Below are 15,108 nucleotides of genomic sequence, written 5' to 3' on the forward strand. Positions count from 1 at the left end.
ATGAGTATGCTTACACCTCTTAAACGCGTTCGCGGCCTTGGTGCTTCTAAATCAGGCACCGAGCATTTTTGGCGTCAACGCCTAACGGCCCTTGCCAATGTGCCGCTGCTGCTGGCGTTTGTTTGGATTATTGTTACGACCATTGGTCAGCCTTATGAGGCTGTGCTTGCAACGCTTGGCAGTCCGTTTGTTGCGGTCATTCTACTGCTCGTTATTTTGAGCGGCTTGTATCATGCCAAGCTTGGTATGCAGGTTGTCATTGAAGATTATGTTCACACAGAAAGCAGCAAATTTGTGCTGCTGATCCTCAATATCTTTTTCACAATTGTCATTGCTGCTGTCAGCATCTTTGCCATTCTAAAAATGGGTTTCGCCAACTAATGAGCACGCAAGATTCAAAGGCGACCGGTTCTGCCGGCAAAGCCTATAAATTTGAAGACCATAAGTTTGATGTTGTTGTTGTTGGTGCAGGCGGCGCAGGTTTGCGCGCAGCGCTCGGCATGGCCGAACAAGGTTTTAAGACAGCCTGTATTTCAAAAGTTTTTCCGACACGCTCGCACACGGTTGCAGCGCAGGGCGGCATTGCTGCTAGCTTGAAAAATATGACGCCGGATTCATGGCAGTGGCATATGTATGACACGGTCAAAGGCTCGGACTGGCTTGGTGATGTTGACGCTATGCAATATCTGGCAATGGAAGCTCCCAAAGCGGTTTATGAGCTGGAACATTATGGTGTTCCGTTTAGCCGCAATGAAGAAGGCAAAATCTACCAGCGCCCATTCGGCGGCCACATGCAGAACTATGGTGAGGGACCGCCCGTACAGCGCACATGTGCTGCGGCAGACCGCACAGGCCATGCTATTTTGCACACGCTTTACGGCCAAAGCCTGAAGCACAATGCGCAGTTCTTTATTGAATATTTTGCGCTTGATCTGATCATGGATGATGATGGCACCTGTACCGGTGTTGTTGCATGGAACCTTGATGACGGCACGATCCACCGCTTTTCTGCGAAGATGGTTGTTTTGGCGACGGGCGGTTATGGCCGCGCATATTTCTCGGCAACATCAGCGCACACATGTACTGGTGATGGCGGCGGCATGATTGCACGCGCCGGATTGCCGCTTCAAGACATGGAATTCGTACAGTTTCACCCAACCGGAATTTATGGCGCAGGCTGCCTGATTACGGAAGGTGCGCGCGGCGAAGGCGGTTATCTGGTTAACTCCGAAGGCGAGCGCTTTATGGAGCGTTATGCGCCATCGGCAAAAGACTTGGCATCCCGCGATGTTGTCTCACGCTGTATGACGATGGAAATTCGTGAAGGGCGCGGTGTTGGCAAAGATAAAGACCATATCTTCCTGCATCTGGACCATTTGGACCCTGCGGTTTTGAACGAGCGATTGCCGGGTATTTCTGAATCAGCGAAAATTTTCGCTGGTGTGGATGTTACCAAAGAGCCGATTCCGGTTCTGCCAACAGTTCATTATAATATGGGCGGTATTCCGACCAATTATTGGGGCGAAGTTTTGAACCCAACCGCTGACGAGCCGGACCGTGTAACGCCGGGCTTGATGGCTGTGGGCGAGGCTGGCTGTGCATCTGTGCATGGTGCGAACCGTCTGGGTTCTAACTCGCTGATCGACCTTGTGGTGTTTGGCCGTGCAGCGGCTATTCGTGCGGGTGAAGTGATTGACCGCGAAAGCGCGATCCCTGATATCAATGAGAAATCTTGCGATAAGATCATGGAGCGCTTTGACCGTCTGCGTCATGCTGATGGTGGCACGCCAACGGCTGAATTGCGCCTGACTATGCAGAAAATCATGCAGGAAGATGCTGCCGTATTCCGCACGCAAGAAACGCTTGAAAGCGGTTGTCGCCGGATGGACGATGCTTACAAACAGCTTAGCGATTTGAAAGTCACCGACCGCTCGATGATCTGGAATTCTGATCTGGTGGAAACATTAGAGCTTGAAAACTTGATGGCCAATGCGATCACAACTGTTTATGGCGCGGAAGCCCGTAAAGAGAGCCGTGGTAGCCATGCACGTGAAGATTATGTGGATGGTCCTTATGGCGGCCGTGATGATGAAAACTGGCGCAAGCATACGCTGAGCTGGGTTTCGGATGCCGGAGAAGTGACGCTTAAATATCGCGGCGTACACACAGAGCTTTTGCAGCCGGGTATCGATCTGGCAAAAATCGCGCCGAAAGCACGGGTGTATTGAGGAAATAAAATGGCTGAATTAACACTCCCAAAAAACTCGACGATGTCTGAAGGCAAAAGCTGGCCTAAGCCGGAAGGCGCGAAGAATATTCGTGAATTCCGTATTTACCGCTGGTCGCCAGATGATGATGCCAATCCGACAATCGACACCTATCATATTGATATGGATGATTGCGGGCCGATGGTTCTTGATGGTCTTTTGTACATCAAAAACAAAATCGATCCGACGTTGACATTGCGCCGTTCATGCCGCGAAGGCATTTGCGGTTCATGTGCGATGAACATTGACGGCACAAACACGCTGGCCTGTACCAAGGGTATGGATGAGGTCAAAGGCACGGTGAAAGTCTATCCGCTGCCGCATCTGCCCGTGGTTAAAGACCTTGTGCCAGATTTGACGAATTTTTACGCGCAGCACCGTTCGATTGAGCCTTGGCTTAAAACAACAACGCCAGCGCCTGAAAAAGAGTGGAAACAGAGCCATGAAGACCGCCAGAAACTGGATGGTCTTTATGAATGTATTCTGTGTGCGTGTTGTTCAACGTCTTGCCCATCCTATTGGTGGAATGGCGATCGTTACCTCGGCCCTGCGGTCTTGCTACAAGCCTATCGCTGGTTGATTGACTCGCGCGATGAAGCAACAGGTGAGCGTCTGGACGATCTGGAAGATCCGTTCCGTTTGTATCGTTGCCACACGATCATGAACTGTGCGCAATCATGTCCAAAGGGCTTGAACCCTGCGAAAGCTATTGCTGAAGTTAAAAAGATGATGGTTGAGCGACGCGTATAAGCACCGAGCACACTCTATATTTTTGAAAGCCCGTGGCCCAAAGCTGCGGGCTTTTTGTTATGGTCGTTTGTGCCATGCCTTGATCACGTTTGTTTGAAGCCAAGTTTAATTGCGCTTCGAAACTTAAAGCATAATGTGTGCGTTAGATTGTTAGATATAAAATTTAAATGGAGTCTATGCATGCTCAAATCCACATTAAAAGCTGGTTTACTCGCCGCACTATTTGCGGCGGGTGCAGCGACAACAGCCACTGCTGAAACCAAAACAGTGGTTGTTGCGGGTGGATGTTTTTGGTGTGTTGAATCTGATTTTGACAAGGTCAAAGGCGTTACAGCAACCACATCCGGTTTTGCTGGCGGCACAAGCCCCAACCCAACTTATAAAAGCCATGCGGGTCACTATGAAGTTGTCAAAATCGATTATGATTCCGATGTCACGGACTATAAAACGCTGGTGACGACTTTTTTGCGCACGATTGATCCAACCGATGGTGGCGGGCAGTTCTGCGACCGCGGGATGACATATGCGCCAGCGCTTTTTGCCTCTACACCTGAGGAAAAATCCGCCGCAGAAGCAGCACTTGCCGATGCATCAACGCAGCTTGGTAAAAAACTACCTGTACCTGTAAAGGGCGCGCCAAACTTTACGGCTGCTGAAGACTTCCACCAGAACTATTATCGTAGCCAAGAAAATCAGCTGACGCGTTTTGGCCTTATCAAACGCGCTGATGCTTATAAGAAGTACCGCGCAGCGTGCGGGCGCGACGAAACGGTTAAAAAAGTGTGGGGCAATGCTGCTTATCAAGGCGTTGCTGGCCACGGCAGTTAAAAATAACACGCCTCGTATCAAAAATTGAAACCGCCCTGCGCATGCATTGACGCAAGGTGGTTTTACGGCCTATGCGCTTGTGTCATAAGGTTGTGACATTAATTAGCGATAGGGGACCATATGCCAACCGGAACACATGGCTATGGACAATCAGACCACAGTGGCTTTTTTCGATATGCTTGCGCAGCGTAGCGCGGGCGTGGCGCGCCACGAGGATTTGCACATCGTTGATCAATTGATCAATGAGCGCGGACATACACTGATTAAACATTGGATTTGGCCTGTTATCAAAAAGCCGCTGCATGGTGTTTTGCACTATAAGCAGGCTGTGAAGATGGCTGACGAAGTGCAGGGCATGAGCGGGCTTGAGTGCTTTGAATATGTTAGCCAGCTTTTGAGGCTTGATGTGCCGGTTCAAGGCATTGAAAACATCCCTGAAAAGGGTGGGTTCATTCTTGTGTCGAACCATCCAACCGGTATTGCCGATGGTATTGCGGTTTATGACATGATCAAAAACAAGCGCGATGATTTGGTGTTTTTTGCCAACCGCGATGCGATCAGGGTCAATCAAAGACTTTCTGAAATTATCATTCCAGTGGAATGGCGTGCAGACCAAAAGTCGATGGCGAAAAGTCGCCAAACATTGGTGCAAACCAATAATGCTTTTAAAGACGAACGCGCGATTATGCTGTTTCCGTCTGGCCGTATTGCTTATTGGACCAGAAATGGGCTGACCGAGCGGCCTTGGATGGCGACAGCATTGCAAATGGCCAAACGCTATAAAGTGCCGATTATTCCAATGAATATGAAGGCGCGCAATTCAGGGCTTTTCTATCTTTTAGCGCACCGTAATACAGAGCTGCGCGATATGACCATTTTCCATGAGCTGCTCAACAAAAAGGGTAAAATCTTTGAGATGACGATTGGCCAACCGATTGATACATCGGCGCTCGAAGGTGATGTTCAAGATCTAACCGTGACATTGCAAAAGCACTGCGAGATCACGCTGCGCGATGACCCAAAAGCTGTCTCGCCTTTTGGTTAGTCGTCCTGTTTGGCGTAGTTAGGCATTACCAATATTTCCGAGACATTGACATGTTCGGGCTGTGAGACTGCATACATCACAGCCTGCGCGATGTCTTCTGCGTGAAGTGCTTCGGTCGCACCATCATCGAAAAATGGTGTGTCCACTTTGCCAGGCTCAATTAATGTGACCCGCACGCCATCATCTTTGACTTCTTCGCGCAAATTACGCCCATAGCCTGTGACCGCCCATTTGGTTGCGCCGTAAACCGAGCCTTTAAGCGTTACGCGGCCTGCGACTGACGAGGTCAATATAAAATGGCCCTTTGACTTTTTAATTTCATCCAGCGCGGTGCGGCAGGTCATGATGCAGCCATAGATATTGGTGAGAATCATGTCTTTCCAGTTTTCAGGATCACCGCCAGCTGTGCCTGATCCGGTTGCGCCAAAACCTGCATTGGCAAAAACAACATCAATAGAGCCGAAAGTTTCAACGGCGGTACTGATGAGCTTTTCCTGATCGCCGTCTTGGGTCACATCGCATGCGACAGCGATGGCATATTCCGGTCCGCCAAGCTCTTTTGCTAATTCTTCAAGTTTTGATTTTGATCGTGCGGCCAGCACAACGCGGTAACCTGCATTGCGTGCGCGGCGTGCGGTGGCAGCGCCAATGCCGGAAGATGCGCCCGTGATGAGAAAAGTTTTCATAAAAAAGCTCCGGTTATTGCTGGGTACCCATGCAACGACCGAAGCTTGTTTAAGTTCCGAGATTTAAGGCGGCGATTAACCCGCGATATTCTGTCCGGTTTTTGCCCAGTCAGCTGTGAACTGCTCAAGGCCTTTATCTGTAAGCGGATGCTTAACAAGCGCTTTCAATGTTGAAGGCGGAATTGTTGCAACGTCTGCACCGATAAGAGCAGCTTCTTTAACGTGATTTACTGTGCGGATAGAGGCCGCAAGAATTTCAGTTGAGAAACCGTAATTGTCATAGATCGTGCGAATTTCGCCGATCAATTCCATGCCGTTGATCGCCATGTCATCAAGGCGGCCAATAAATGGGGAGATGAATGTCGCGCCAGCTTTAGCAGCAAGCAAAGCTTGGTTTGCAGAAAAGCAAAGTGTGACGTTTGTTTTGTAACCGTCAGATGTAAGCGCTTTACAGGCTTTCAATCCGTCCATTGTGAGCGGCAGCTTGATGCAGATATTGTCTGCAATTTTGGACAAGACGGCGGCTTCTTTCATGATCGTTTCATAATCGCTTGCAGCGACTTCTGCTGAAACGGGACCATCGACTTCTGCGCAAATTTCTTTAGTCACTTCAAGAATGTTGCGACCAGATTTAAGAATGAGCGACGGATTAGTTGTCACGCCATCGAGAAGGCCAGTTGCGTTCAATTCGCGGATGTCGCCAATATCGGCTGTGTCTACAAAGAATTTCATTGTTTCTGTCCTTTGTGTTTCTATATGAAGGTTCTAACTTGTCGTTTAGACTAAACTAGCGGCAAGGTCACGCCTATGGTGAACGATTCGATAAATAAAATTAAAACGATTAGTATTTTGGTGCCGACACCTTCGCCGGTCCCTTATAGCTATGCTCTACGCGCTGACCAAACTGCCGGACCTGGGTCTATTGTACAGGTGCCGCTTGGCCCGCGGCAGGTTTCTGGCTTGGTGGTGGAAGATCTGCCAGATGCCAAGCCGATTGATCCGGCAAAGCTGCGTGAAGTAACGCAGGTTTTCGATTGTCCGCCGATCACCCCCGACATGTTACGCTTTATTGACTGGGTTGCCAAATATACATTGTCTGCACCGGGCATGGTGGCACGCATGGTGCTGCGCTCGCCGACCGCATTTGACCCTGAACCACCGACCAAAGGCATTGTCGCAACCGGTACGCAGCCGGAACGATTGACCGATGCGCGCAGGCGGGTGATGGAGCAGGTCGCAGAAGAGCCGCAAATGGCTTGGACGCGCAGCGGGCTTGCCCATGCCACAGGCGTAACGACCTCGGTGATTGATGGTTTGACCAAGCTGAATGTGTTTTCTGAAATTGAAATTCCGGCTCGTCCGATTGTTGCAAAGCCTGATCCATCTTTTGGCGAACCGGAACTGATCGGCGATCAGCGCGATGTTGCCGAAGGGTTGGCTGCAACTGTTTCGGAACAGAAATTTTCTGTCACGCTTTTGGAAGGTGTCACAGGCTCGGGTAAAACCGAGGTTTATTTTGAAGCGATTGCGGCGGCGATTAGCCAAGGCAAGCAGGTGCTTGTGCTGTTGCCAGAAATTGCGTTGACGCAGGTATTTCTTGAGCGTTTCCACGATCGTTTCGGGGCCGAACCTGCGCCATGGCATTCTGATTTGGCACCGCGCACACGCGAACGCGTCTGGCGACAAGTAACCGAAGGCCAAGTGCAAGTGGTGGCCGGCGCGCGCTCGGCGCTTTATCTTCCGTTTCAAAATTTAGGGTTGATCATTGTCGATGAGGAGCATGATGCTGCTTATAAACAAGAGGACCGTGTTTTTTATAACGCACGCGATATGGCCGTTGTTCGGGCGCATTTGGGCGGCTATCCGGTTATTTTAGCCTCAGCCACGCCATCGGTTGAAACGCGCCACAATGCGCAAGAAGGCCGCTATAAATATGAGCGCCTTGATAAGCGCTATGCCGATGCTGCCCTGCCAACGCTGAAAGCGATTGATATGCGCAAATCGCCGCCACAGCGCGGTGGGTTTATATCGCCAGCGCTCATCGAAGCGATGCAGGAAACGCTTGAGCGCGGCGAGCAGAGCTTGTTGTTTTTGAACCGTCGCGGCTATGCACCGCTCACACTATGCCGTGCCTGCGGGCATCGTTTCGAGTGTAGTAATTGTTCGGCTTGGCTGGTGGAGCACCGTTTTCGCAAACAGCTTGTGTGCCACCATTGTGGGCATAATGAACATGTGCCTGAATCATGTCCTGAATGCGGAACCTTTGACCATTTGGTTGCGTGTGGCCCTGGCATTGAGCGCATCGCCGAAGAAACGCTTTCGCACTTTCCCGATGCGCGCATTATTGTGCTGTCGTCCGATATGACGGGCGGGGTAAAACGCTTGCGGCTAGAAATGGATGCGATTGCCAAGGGCGAAGCTGATATTGTGATCGGCACGCAGCTTGTTGCCAAGGGACACAACTTTCCAAACATGACGATGGTGGGCGTGGTTGATTCTGATTTGGGTCTTGCCAATGGCGATCCGCGTGCCGCCGAACGCACGTTTCAACTTTTATCGCAGGTGACTGGCCGTGCAGGGCGAACCGGTAAAAAGTCCGTCGGTTTGCTGCAAACTTTTCAGCCGGAACATCCTGTTATGCAGGCGATTATATCGGGCGATATGGATGCGTTTTATGAAAAACAAATTGATGAGCGCGAACGGGGTAAAATGCCGCCATTTGGCCGTTTGGCCTCGCTGATCATTTCGGCAGCGACAAGGCTGGAGGCGGAACAACATGGCCGCGCTTTGCGCGGTGCAGCACCTATTGCCAAAGATGTGATGGTGCTCGGGCCTGCCGAAGCGCCAATTGCGATGGTGCGCGGGCGTCATCGGTTCCGTATTTTGGTCCACGGTGATCCACGCACAAATGTGCAGGCTTATTTGCGTGAGATGATTAGCAAGGCACCGCGTCCGCGCGGGTCGGTTAAAGTGCAGATCGATGTCGATCCGCAGAGCTTTTTGTAAGCGTAGCGATCTTAATTCAAATTATGAAAATCTAATTTCAGGCGCGGTGACACTGCTTAGCACTGCGCCTGTGTTTATAGCGCTATATATCGACCTTGGCGGGCGTGCGGTCTCATCCACGCTGCGTGCCACCCAGCTTCTGGATTCCATGGATTTTAGGGATTGCGACAACGCTCGGTCGGTTATTGTGTGTAGGTTTCGTTTGATGTCATTGAAGTGACACGGCACGTGAAGCGATGTTAACACCGGCAAAGTCCAAGACTTACGAAGCAAATCCTGCCCTTCTCCTGCCGATAGAGTTTGAATTTTGTTCGCAATAGCAGCGGCGGCAATACCTTGTTGTGTGAGCCGAAATTCAGGGCGTAATGGATGGTCATAACCGGGGTTTCTTTCCATTAGCCCTAATTCGATTAGATGATCCAGACTTTGTGTGAATGCGGTTCTGCTGGCGCCTGTTGCAGCCAGAAGTGTAGCCTGACGCCCAGCAATGCCAGCGTGCAGGTTCGACAATATGGGGAGAGCCCACGCTCTTGATGTGATGTTGACAAATGTTTTTATGTCCATAAAGTATAGTTAGTATATTTAATGACAAAAGGAAAGACCATGTCACTTATTTCGTTGGATAACACCATAAACATCGCATTGTCGGTTAAGGATCGGCATGTAAGCGCTGCGTGGTACGAAAAAATGCTCGGGTTTAAGACGATCTACCACGCAGACGATGCAGGTTGGTCAGAACTGCAAACAAACACTCAAGGGGTTACAATCGGGCTTGGAGAGCACACTAAGCCCGTGCCGGGCAATTGTGTTCCTGTGTTCGGCATAGCTGATTTGGATTCTGCAAGACAAAAGTTGGAACAGGCCAAAGTCAAATTTGATGGTGAAACCGATGTGATTGAAGGCATGGTCAAGACCGCAACCTTTTATGACCCTGACGGCAATGCTATGATGCTCGCTCAAGATTTGACAAATGGAGCCGCATGATTGGCAGCTGCAAATGCTGCGGCATATATTCAGATGGGTATTGCCGCAGCCGAACTCTTTTAAAGGGTATAATTCGGCTCTGTCGTTGATGAATATCTAAACTGCTCGGCGCGGGGCAGTTAAAGTGCAGATCGATATCGATCCGCAGAGCTTTTTGTAACTCCGCGGATTTAGTTATTTACTATTAGCGTATTGTTTTGCTTCGTGAGTCGTAGCCGCCCCAAACTTTTGTTGTACTTGACCCACTCGCGCTTACATCGAAGCGATAGTTAGAAACAGAATTTCCAGTCGTGTTACAAGGCGGTAGAAATTTGTGATTTACCGTTGTTGTGCCTGAAGCGTTTGACATAACGCGTGTGCGACGGTGCTCGTATGTGTTTCCGTTGCTAATTTTGTCCCACATACGTATTTTAATTGGAACGCCGCCAACTGCAGAGTGCTTAATGGTCAATGTTGGAGCTGTGCCTTGCCCTCCAAGTTGTTTGCAAACGTTGTTTAAAGTGAGAGGCGAAACAGAAACCGACGAGATTTGAAAATTAGAACTTACTGAAGCTTCGCTTGAGCTGCCCGCTGTTTCACTGCACGCCATAAGCGCTAGTGATGCTATGCCTGATAATCCAACTGATAGATATGATTTCATAGTGCCTCCCGATATTAATACTTTACGAAGCGTAACTGTTGTGTGCGGCTATTGTTCTTGTCAATAGTTCCAAAGTTAATTCATTCTAGTAAAGATTAATTATGACACTTTTATTCTACGCTCTGCGGCCCCAGCGTATTTTTGACCAAAACCGTTCATGGATAAAATAGAACACAAAGCCTGTCGCGCTGGCGGACAGTGCAAGCATGATCGAATCAATCAGATTGCCGGATTGAAAAAGCGCAAGCAGGGTCATGGTCGCTATGCCAAGTAATTGCCATGTGATGGCTTTGACAAATGTTCTGCGCGGCAGTTCCAATGTGGGCTCCTTCGATTCGAATGTGTTCAGATGTGGTTTACGTACCGCATATTTTGGCTTGCCGGAATTTGGAAAGAGTGAAACATTAAGTCCATAATGTTTAAAAAAAACACCAAAGTAGATTAAATGAACAAGCTAGATAGAGCCGCATTATTTCGTGACCGTGTTGTCGAGCGGCTCACTGCTGCGAAAATCAGCCGTTCACAGCTGTCGCGTGATGCAGGTATTGACCGTTCAACTGTTGCGCAAATTCTCAATGGTGAAGATGCGCGCTTGCCCAATGCGCACATAGCGGCTGAATTTGCGGCGGCACTCGGTGTAAGCGCTGATTGGTTGCTTGGCTTGTCGGATCGTTCCGAGCGGGCAGCGCAATTGCTGAGCGCAGGTTTGAATTTTGCCGATGCACAGCGCACGCCTGCCGATGAGCAATTGATCGCTTGGCACCGTGAGGCGGCGGGGCATAAAATTCGCGCCGTACCGACAACGCTGCCTGATATTTTGAAAACCGGCGCGATGCTGGAATGGGAATATGAGTTGTTTCAGGACAAAACGCCTGAACAGGCCAGTGCGGCGATGCGCGATACAGCCGATTGGCTACAAGCCCCGGGGTCGGATTATGAAATTTGTGTACCGATAGAGACGGTGAAATCATTGGCGCGCGGCGAGGGTTATTTTGAAGGAATACCCAAGGATGTGCGTGTTGAGCAGATAATGCATATGGCAAAACAATGCGGCGATCTTTACCCGTCCGTGCGGCTTTATTTATTTTCCAGCCGCAAAGTCCATTCTGCGCCCTTGGTAATTTTCGGACCGTTGATTGCCGCTGTTTATGTCGGGCAGTTCTATATGGTGTTTCGAGAGCGCAAACAGGTGCAGGGTTTAACCCGTCATTTTGATGAATTGGTGCGTGCCTCTAGTGTTGATGCACGCTCGGCGGCGCAGGTTATCCGGTCTTTTCTTTAAGGGGTAAATCTGCCAGAGCGATTGAAGCACTTATTCGGACATATGATCTTGCAAACCAAATCTCCTATCGCAGAAATACCAATGCCGCCGATTGCTATTGGTATTGCGCTGTTTTCGTTCTTCTGTTTTTCACTGCTCGATGCGTCAGCCAAATGGCTTGTGGTTGGTGGGCAGGCAGTGTTTTTTGTTGTTTGGGTCAGGTTTGCGATTCAAGCTCTGTTTTTGCTCCTGTTCTTTAAGGGTTGGATTAATCCAAAACTATGGAAGATGGAGCGGCCTGTGCTGCAGGTTTGCCGTGGACTTTTACTGCCCGCGATGACGTGCTTCAATTTTCTTGCGCTTCAATATTTGCAACTTGCCGAAACAATTTCTGTGCTGCTTGCTTCTCCTATTGTGGTTGCTGTTCTGGCTGGTCCTATGCTGGGTGAATGGGCAGGGCCGCGCCGATGGATTGCGATTTTTATCGGATTTATCGGTGTGTTGATTGTTGTGCGGCCGGGAACAGATGTTTTTAGCTGGCCGGTCCTGCTGATCATCGGCTCAATGCTGTGCAATTCGTTCTATCTGGTGCTGACACGAAAGCTGGCTTCGGTTGAAACGCCGGAAAGCCTGATCTTTTATTCCTGCTTCTTTGGTGTGCTTATCTTTGCACCACTTGGTATTCCTGAAGCGCAGATGCCGCAGCAAATGTCTGACTGGTTTGCTTTTGCTCTAGCGGGCATGGCGGGCATGGTTGGCCATATGGGGTTGATTAAAGCAAGCAAGCTTGCCGATGCGGCAAAGGTTACGCCGTTCATCTATACGCAGATCATATGGATGACATTGCTCGGGTTTCTTATTTTTGGTGATCTGCCTGACGGCTGGACCGTATTGGGTATGATGGTTGTCGCGGGGTCGGGCCTTTATCTGTGGTACCGCGAGCACAAACTTAGAAAGAGGGCATAATGCAAGAAGTGATTATCAATGAGCCTGCAGGCGAATGGTTTGCGCTCGCATCGGCATATATAACGATTGGCTTCGGACTGATTCTTCTTTTGGCACCGCGCAAGGCATTTCAGATTTTGCGCTTGCGCACCGCTGAAGGTGTGCCGGAGGCTTTATCGGAAAGTCGTGCGACAATGGCTGGGTTCTATTTTGGCGTCGGTATTCTAGCGATTCTCTTTAGCCAGCCGTTATTATGGCTGACGCTGGGCGCAGGCTGGGCATTCACCGCATTAGGCCGTTTGGTTTCGATTATCGTTGACCGTGGCAACACGCGTTTTAACTGGATTTCGATAGCAATGGAGGCCGCATTGGCGGCTGGACCGCTGATTTATGGCTATACAGCGTTATTTTAAGCCTTTTATATGCGACAAAAGAGTAGGTTCAACACCTTGCACCATGCTAAACCCTATGCTAGATCGCCATCATCTTGCTTAGGGGTTGCGGCTTGTAGATCCTAAGTGTTTAAAAAAAACAATTTAATCAACGTGTTAGGGCTTTAATCCGTTTTGGAGCCCTTTAACATTATCTAGCTAAGAGAAGTGATTGCCTGTGGCTACATCGTCTCCTACCTCTCAAGTTGCCGCGCGTTATGCGGGTTCATTGTATGAACTTGCTGTTGATGCGAAGGCTGCAACCAAGGTCGAAGCATCGCTTGATGCGTTCGAAGCTATGGTTTCCGGCAGTGCCGACCTAAAGCGCCTTATTGAAAGTCCTGTCTTTTCATCAGACGATCAAGTGGCAGCAATTAACGGCATTACTGCCAAAGCAGGTTTTCACCCGCTTGTTACAAATTTCCTCAAAGTAGTTGCTGGCAATCGCCGCCTCTTTGCAGTGCCTTCCATCATTAAAGCATTTCGTGAAATCGCAGCCGATGGCCGCGGTGAAGTGTCTGCTGATGTGACTGTGGCCACAAAGTTGACTGCTGCTCAGGAAAAAGAATTGAAGGTTGCATTGAAAGATGTTGCCGGCAAAGACGTGACGCTCAACGTAACAGTTGATCCGTCAATTCTCGGAGGTTTGATAGTGAAGGTCGGCTCACGCCAGATCGATACATCACTAAAGACCAAACTCTCCTCACTTAAGATTTCGCTCAAAGAGGTCGGATGATGGACATTCGCGCGGCAGAGATTTCTGCAATACTTAAAGACCAAATCAAGAATTTCGGCAAAGAAGCTGAGATTTCCGAGGTTGGACAAGTTCTATCTGTAGGTGACGGTATTGCCCGTATCTACGGTTTGGACAAAGTTCAGGCTGGTGAGATGGTCGAATTCCCTGGTGGCATTCGTGGCATGGCGCTCAACCTCGAAGAAGACAACGTAGGTGTTGTTATCTTTGGTGCTGACCGTGACATTAAAGAAGGTGACACAGTTAAGCGTACAGGCGCGATTGTGGATGTGCCGGTTGGTAAAGGTCTTCTTGGCCGTGTTGTCGACCCGCTCGGTAACCCGATTGATGGCAAAGGCCCTATCAAAGCTGAAAAGCGCATGCGCGTTGACGTTAAGGCGCCGGGCATTATCCCACGTAAATCTGTTCATGAGCCAATGTCTACTGGTCTTAAAGCTATCGATGCTTTGATCCCTGTTGGCCGTGGTCAGCGCGAACTTATCATTGGCGACCGCCAAACAGGTAAGACAGCGATCATTCTTGATACATTCTTGAACCAGAAGCCAGCACACGAGACAGGCACAGAAAGCGAAAAGCTTTACTGTATCTATGTTGCGGTTGGTCAGAAGCGTTCAACTGTTGCCCAGTTCGTGAAGGTTCTTGAGGAGCGCGGCGCGCTTCCTTATTCAATCATCATTGCTGCGACAGCATCTGATCCTGCTCCACTGCAGTTCCTTGCACCATTTGCAGGCTGTACAATGGGTGAATATTTCCGCGACAACGGCATGCACGCTTTGATCGGTTATGATGACCTTTCAAAACAGGCTGTTGCTTATCGTCAGATGTCACTTCTTCTTCGTCGTCCTCCGGGCCGTGAAGCTTATCCTGGTGACGTTTTCTATCTTCACTCACGCCTTCTTGAGCGTGCAGCGAAATTGAACGAAGACGAAGGCTCTGGTTCATTGACGGCTTTGCCGGTTATTGAAACACAGGCGAACGACGTTTCTGCTTATATTCCGACTAACGTGATTTCGATCACTGACGGTCAGATCTTCCTTGAAACGGACTTGTTCTTCCAGGGTATTCGTCCTGCTGTGAACGTTGGTCTATCGGTTTCTCGTGTTGGTTCTGCTGCGCAGATTAAAGCGATGAAACAGGTTGCTGGTTCTATTAAGGGTGAGCTTGCTCAGTACCGCGAAATGGCTGCGTTTGCGCAGTTCGGCTCCGACCTTGATGCTTCCACACAGCGTTTGCTGAACCGTGGTGCGCGTTTGACAGAATTGCTTAAACAGCCACAGTTCTCGCCGCTTAAAACGGAAGAGCAGGTTGCTGTTATCTTTGCTGGCGTGAAAGGTTATCTTGATAAGCTTCCAGTCAACAAGGTTGGTGAGTTTGAGCAAGGCCTTCTGACGCATATGCGCGGTGAAGGAAAATCCATTCTCGAAACGATTGCAAAAGAACAGAAGCTAACTGATTCAACAGAAGAAGCGCTGAAATCTGCAATTGAGGCATTCGCAAAGAGCTTCGCTTAA

The 15,108-nt window shown here is 49.6% G+C and carries 16 protein-coding genes; 12 read left to right on the forward strand and 4 right to left on the reverse strand.

Features of this window, described 5'->3' with window-relative positions; translation table 11 throughout:
• The 5 genes from sdhD (at position 1) to C504_RS0113650 (ending at position 4,890) form a co-directional block, all read left to right on the forward strand.
• On the forward strand, positions 1-381 hold the full coding sequence (gene sdhD, locus C504_RS0113630) for a succinate dehydrogenase, hydrophobic membrane anchor protein (protein ID WP_018689917.1): 381 nt from the start codon (positions 1-3) through the stop codon (positions 379-381).
• Complete coding sequence (gene sdhA, locus C504_RS0113635) at positions 381-2,228, forward strand: succinate dehydrogenase flavoprotein subunit (RefSeq protein ID WP_018689918.1); 1,848 nt, start codon at positions 381-383, stop codon at positions 2,226-2,228. The genes sdhD and sdhA overlap by 1 nt, the downstream gene beginning before the upstream one ends.
• Before the next feature lie 9 nt (positions 2,229-2,237).
• Positions 2,238-3,017 carry a succinate dehydrogenase iron-sulfur subunit gene (locus C504_RS0113640; RefSeq protein ID WP_018689919.1) on the forward strand — a complete coding sequence of 260 codons (780 nt, stop codon included), beginning with the start codon at positions 2,238-2,240 and terminating at the stop codon, positions 3,015-3,017.
• 180 nt (positions 3,018-3,197) lie between these two features.
• Positions 3,198-3,845: a peptide-methionine (S)-S-oxide reductase MsrA gene (gene msrA, locus C504_RS0113645; RefSeq protein ID WP_018689920.1), complete on the forward strand. Its 648-nt coding sequence runs from the start codon at positions 3,198-3,200 to the stop codon at positions 3,843-3,845.
• A 142-nt stretch (positions 3,846-3,987) separates the two neighbouring features.
• Positions 3,988-4,890, forward strand: a complete 903-nt coding sequence (locus C504_RS0113650) for a 1-acyl-sn-glycerol-3-phosphate acyltransferase (RefSeq protein ID WP_018689921.1) — start codon at positions 3,988-3,990, stop codon at positions 4,888-4,890.
• Here C504_RS0113650 and C504_RS0113655 read toward each other — a convergent pair.
• Both C504_RS0113655 and fsa read right to left on the reverse strand, forming a co-directional pair.
• Positions 4,887-5,576 (reverse strand): SDR family oxidoreductase, encoded by a 690-nt coding sequence (locus tag C504_RS0113655; RefSeq protein WP_018689922.1) that lies wholly within the window; start codon positions 5,574-5,576, stop codon positions 4,887-4,889. The two genes, C504_RS0113650 and C504_RS0113655, sit on opposite strands and share 4 nt — an antisense overlap.
• A gap of 75 nt (positions 5,577-5,651) precedes the next feature.
• Positions 5,652-6,308, reverse strand: a complete 657-nt coding sequence (gene fsa / locus C504_RS0113660) for a fructose-6-phosphate aldolase (protein WP_018689923.1) — start codon at positions 6,306-6,308, stop codon at positions 5,652-5,654.
• Positions 6,309-6,383: 75 nt separating this feature from the next.
• On the opposite strand from fsa, the gene C504_RS0113665 reads away from it, so the two are divergent.
• Entirely contained in the window at positions 6,384-8,582 is a 2,199-nt protein-coding gene (locus C504_RS0113665; RefSeq protein ID WP_018689924.1) for a primosomal protein N', read from the forward strand.
• 21 nt (positions 8,583-8,603) lie between these two features.
• Here C504_RS0113665 and C504_RS17940 read toward each other — a convergent pair whose 3' ends face one another.
• Positions 8,604-9,092, reverse strand: a complete 489-nt coding sequence (locus C504_RS17940) for a winged helix-turn-helix transcriptional regulator (RefSeq protein WP_245555207.1) — start codon at positions 9,090-9,092, stop codon at positions 8,604-8,606.
• A gap of 93 nt (positions 9,093-9,185) precedes the next feature.
• Here C504_RS17940 and C504_RS0113670 point away from each other — a divergent pair, with 93 nt between their 5' ends.
• On the forward strand, positions 9,186-9,566 hold the full coding sequence (locus C504_RS0113670) for a VOC family protein (RefSeq protein ID WP_018689925.1): 381 nt from the start codon (positions 9,186-9,188) through the stop codon (positions 9,564-9,566).
• Positions 9,567-10,321: 755 nt separating this feature from the next.
• Here the strand turns inward: C504_RS0113670 and C504_RS0113680 are convergent.
• Positions 10,322-10,525, reverse strand: coding sequence for a DUF2061 domain-containing protein (locus C504_RS0113680; protein WP_018689927.1), 204 nt, complete (start codon positions 10,523-10,525; stop codon positions 10,322-10,324).
• A gap of 126 nt (positions 10,526-10,651) precedes the next feature.
• Here C504_RS0113680 and C504_RS0113685 point away from each other — a divergent pair, with 126 nt between their 5' ends.
• The 5 genes from C504_RS0113685 (at position 10,652) to atpA (ending at position 15,108) form a co-directional block, all read left to right on the forward strand.
• Positions 10,652-11,488 carry a helix-turn-helix domain-containing protein gene (locus C504_RS0113685; RefSeq protein ID WP_018689928.1) on the forward strand — a complete coding sequence of 279 codons (837 nt, stop codon included), beginning with the start codon at positions 10,652-10,654 and terminating at the stop codon, positions 11,486-11,488.
• Positions 11,489-11,530: 42 nt separating this feature from the next.
• Positions 11,531-12,433: a DMT family transporter gene (locus tag C504_RS0113690; RefSeq protein ID WP_018689929.1), complete on the forward strand. Its 903-nt coding sequence runs from the start codon at positions 11,531-11,533 to the stop codon at positions 12,431-12,433.
• A complete protein-coding gene (locus C504_RS0113695) occupies positions 12,433-12,825 on the forward strand; it encodes an AGROH133_08824 family phage infection protein (RefSeq protein WP_018689930.1) in 393 nt (130 codons plus the stop codon). The genes C504_RS0113690 and C504_RS0113695 overlap by 1 nt, the downstream gene beginning before the upstream one ends.
• 196 nt (positions 12,826-13,021) lie before the next feature.
• Positions 13,022-13,579 (forward strand): F0F1 ATP synthase subunit delta, encoded by a 558-nt coding sequence (locus C504_RS0113700; protein WP_425393381.1) that lies wholly within the window; start codon positions 13,022-13,024, stop codon positions 13,577-13,579.
• Positions 13,579-15,108, forward strand: coding sequence for a F0F1 ATP synthase subunit alpha (atpA, locus tag C504_RS0113705; RefSeq protein WP_018689932.1), 1,530 nt, complete (start codon positions 13,579-13,581; stop codon positions 15,106-15,108). Before C504_RS0113700 ends, atpA begins: the two co-directional genes overlap by 1 nt.

Origin of the sequence: Ahrensia kielensis DSM 5890 (assembly GCF_000374465.1) — a bacterium.
In the GTDB taxonomy this organism is placed as follows: Bacteria; Pseudomonadota; Alphaproteobacteria; order Rhizobiales; family Rhizobiaceae; genus Ahrensia; species Ahrensia kielensis.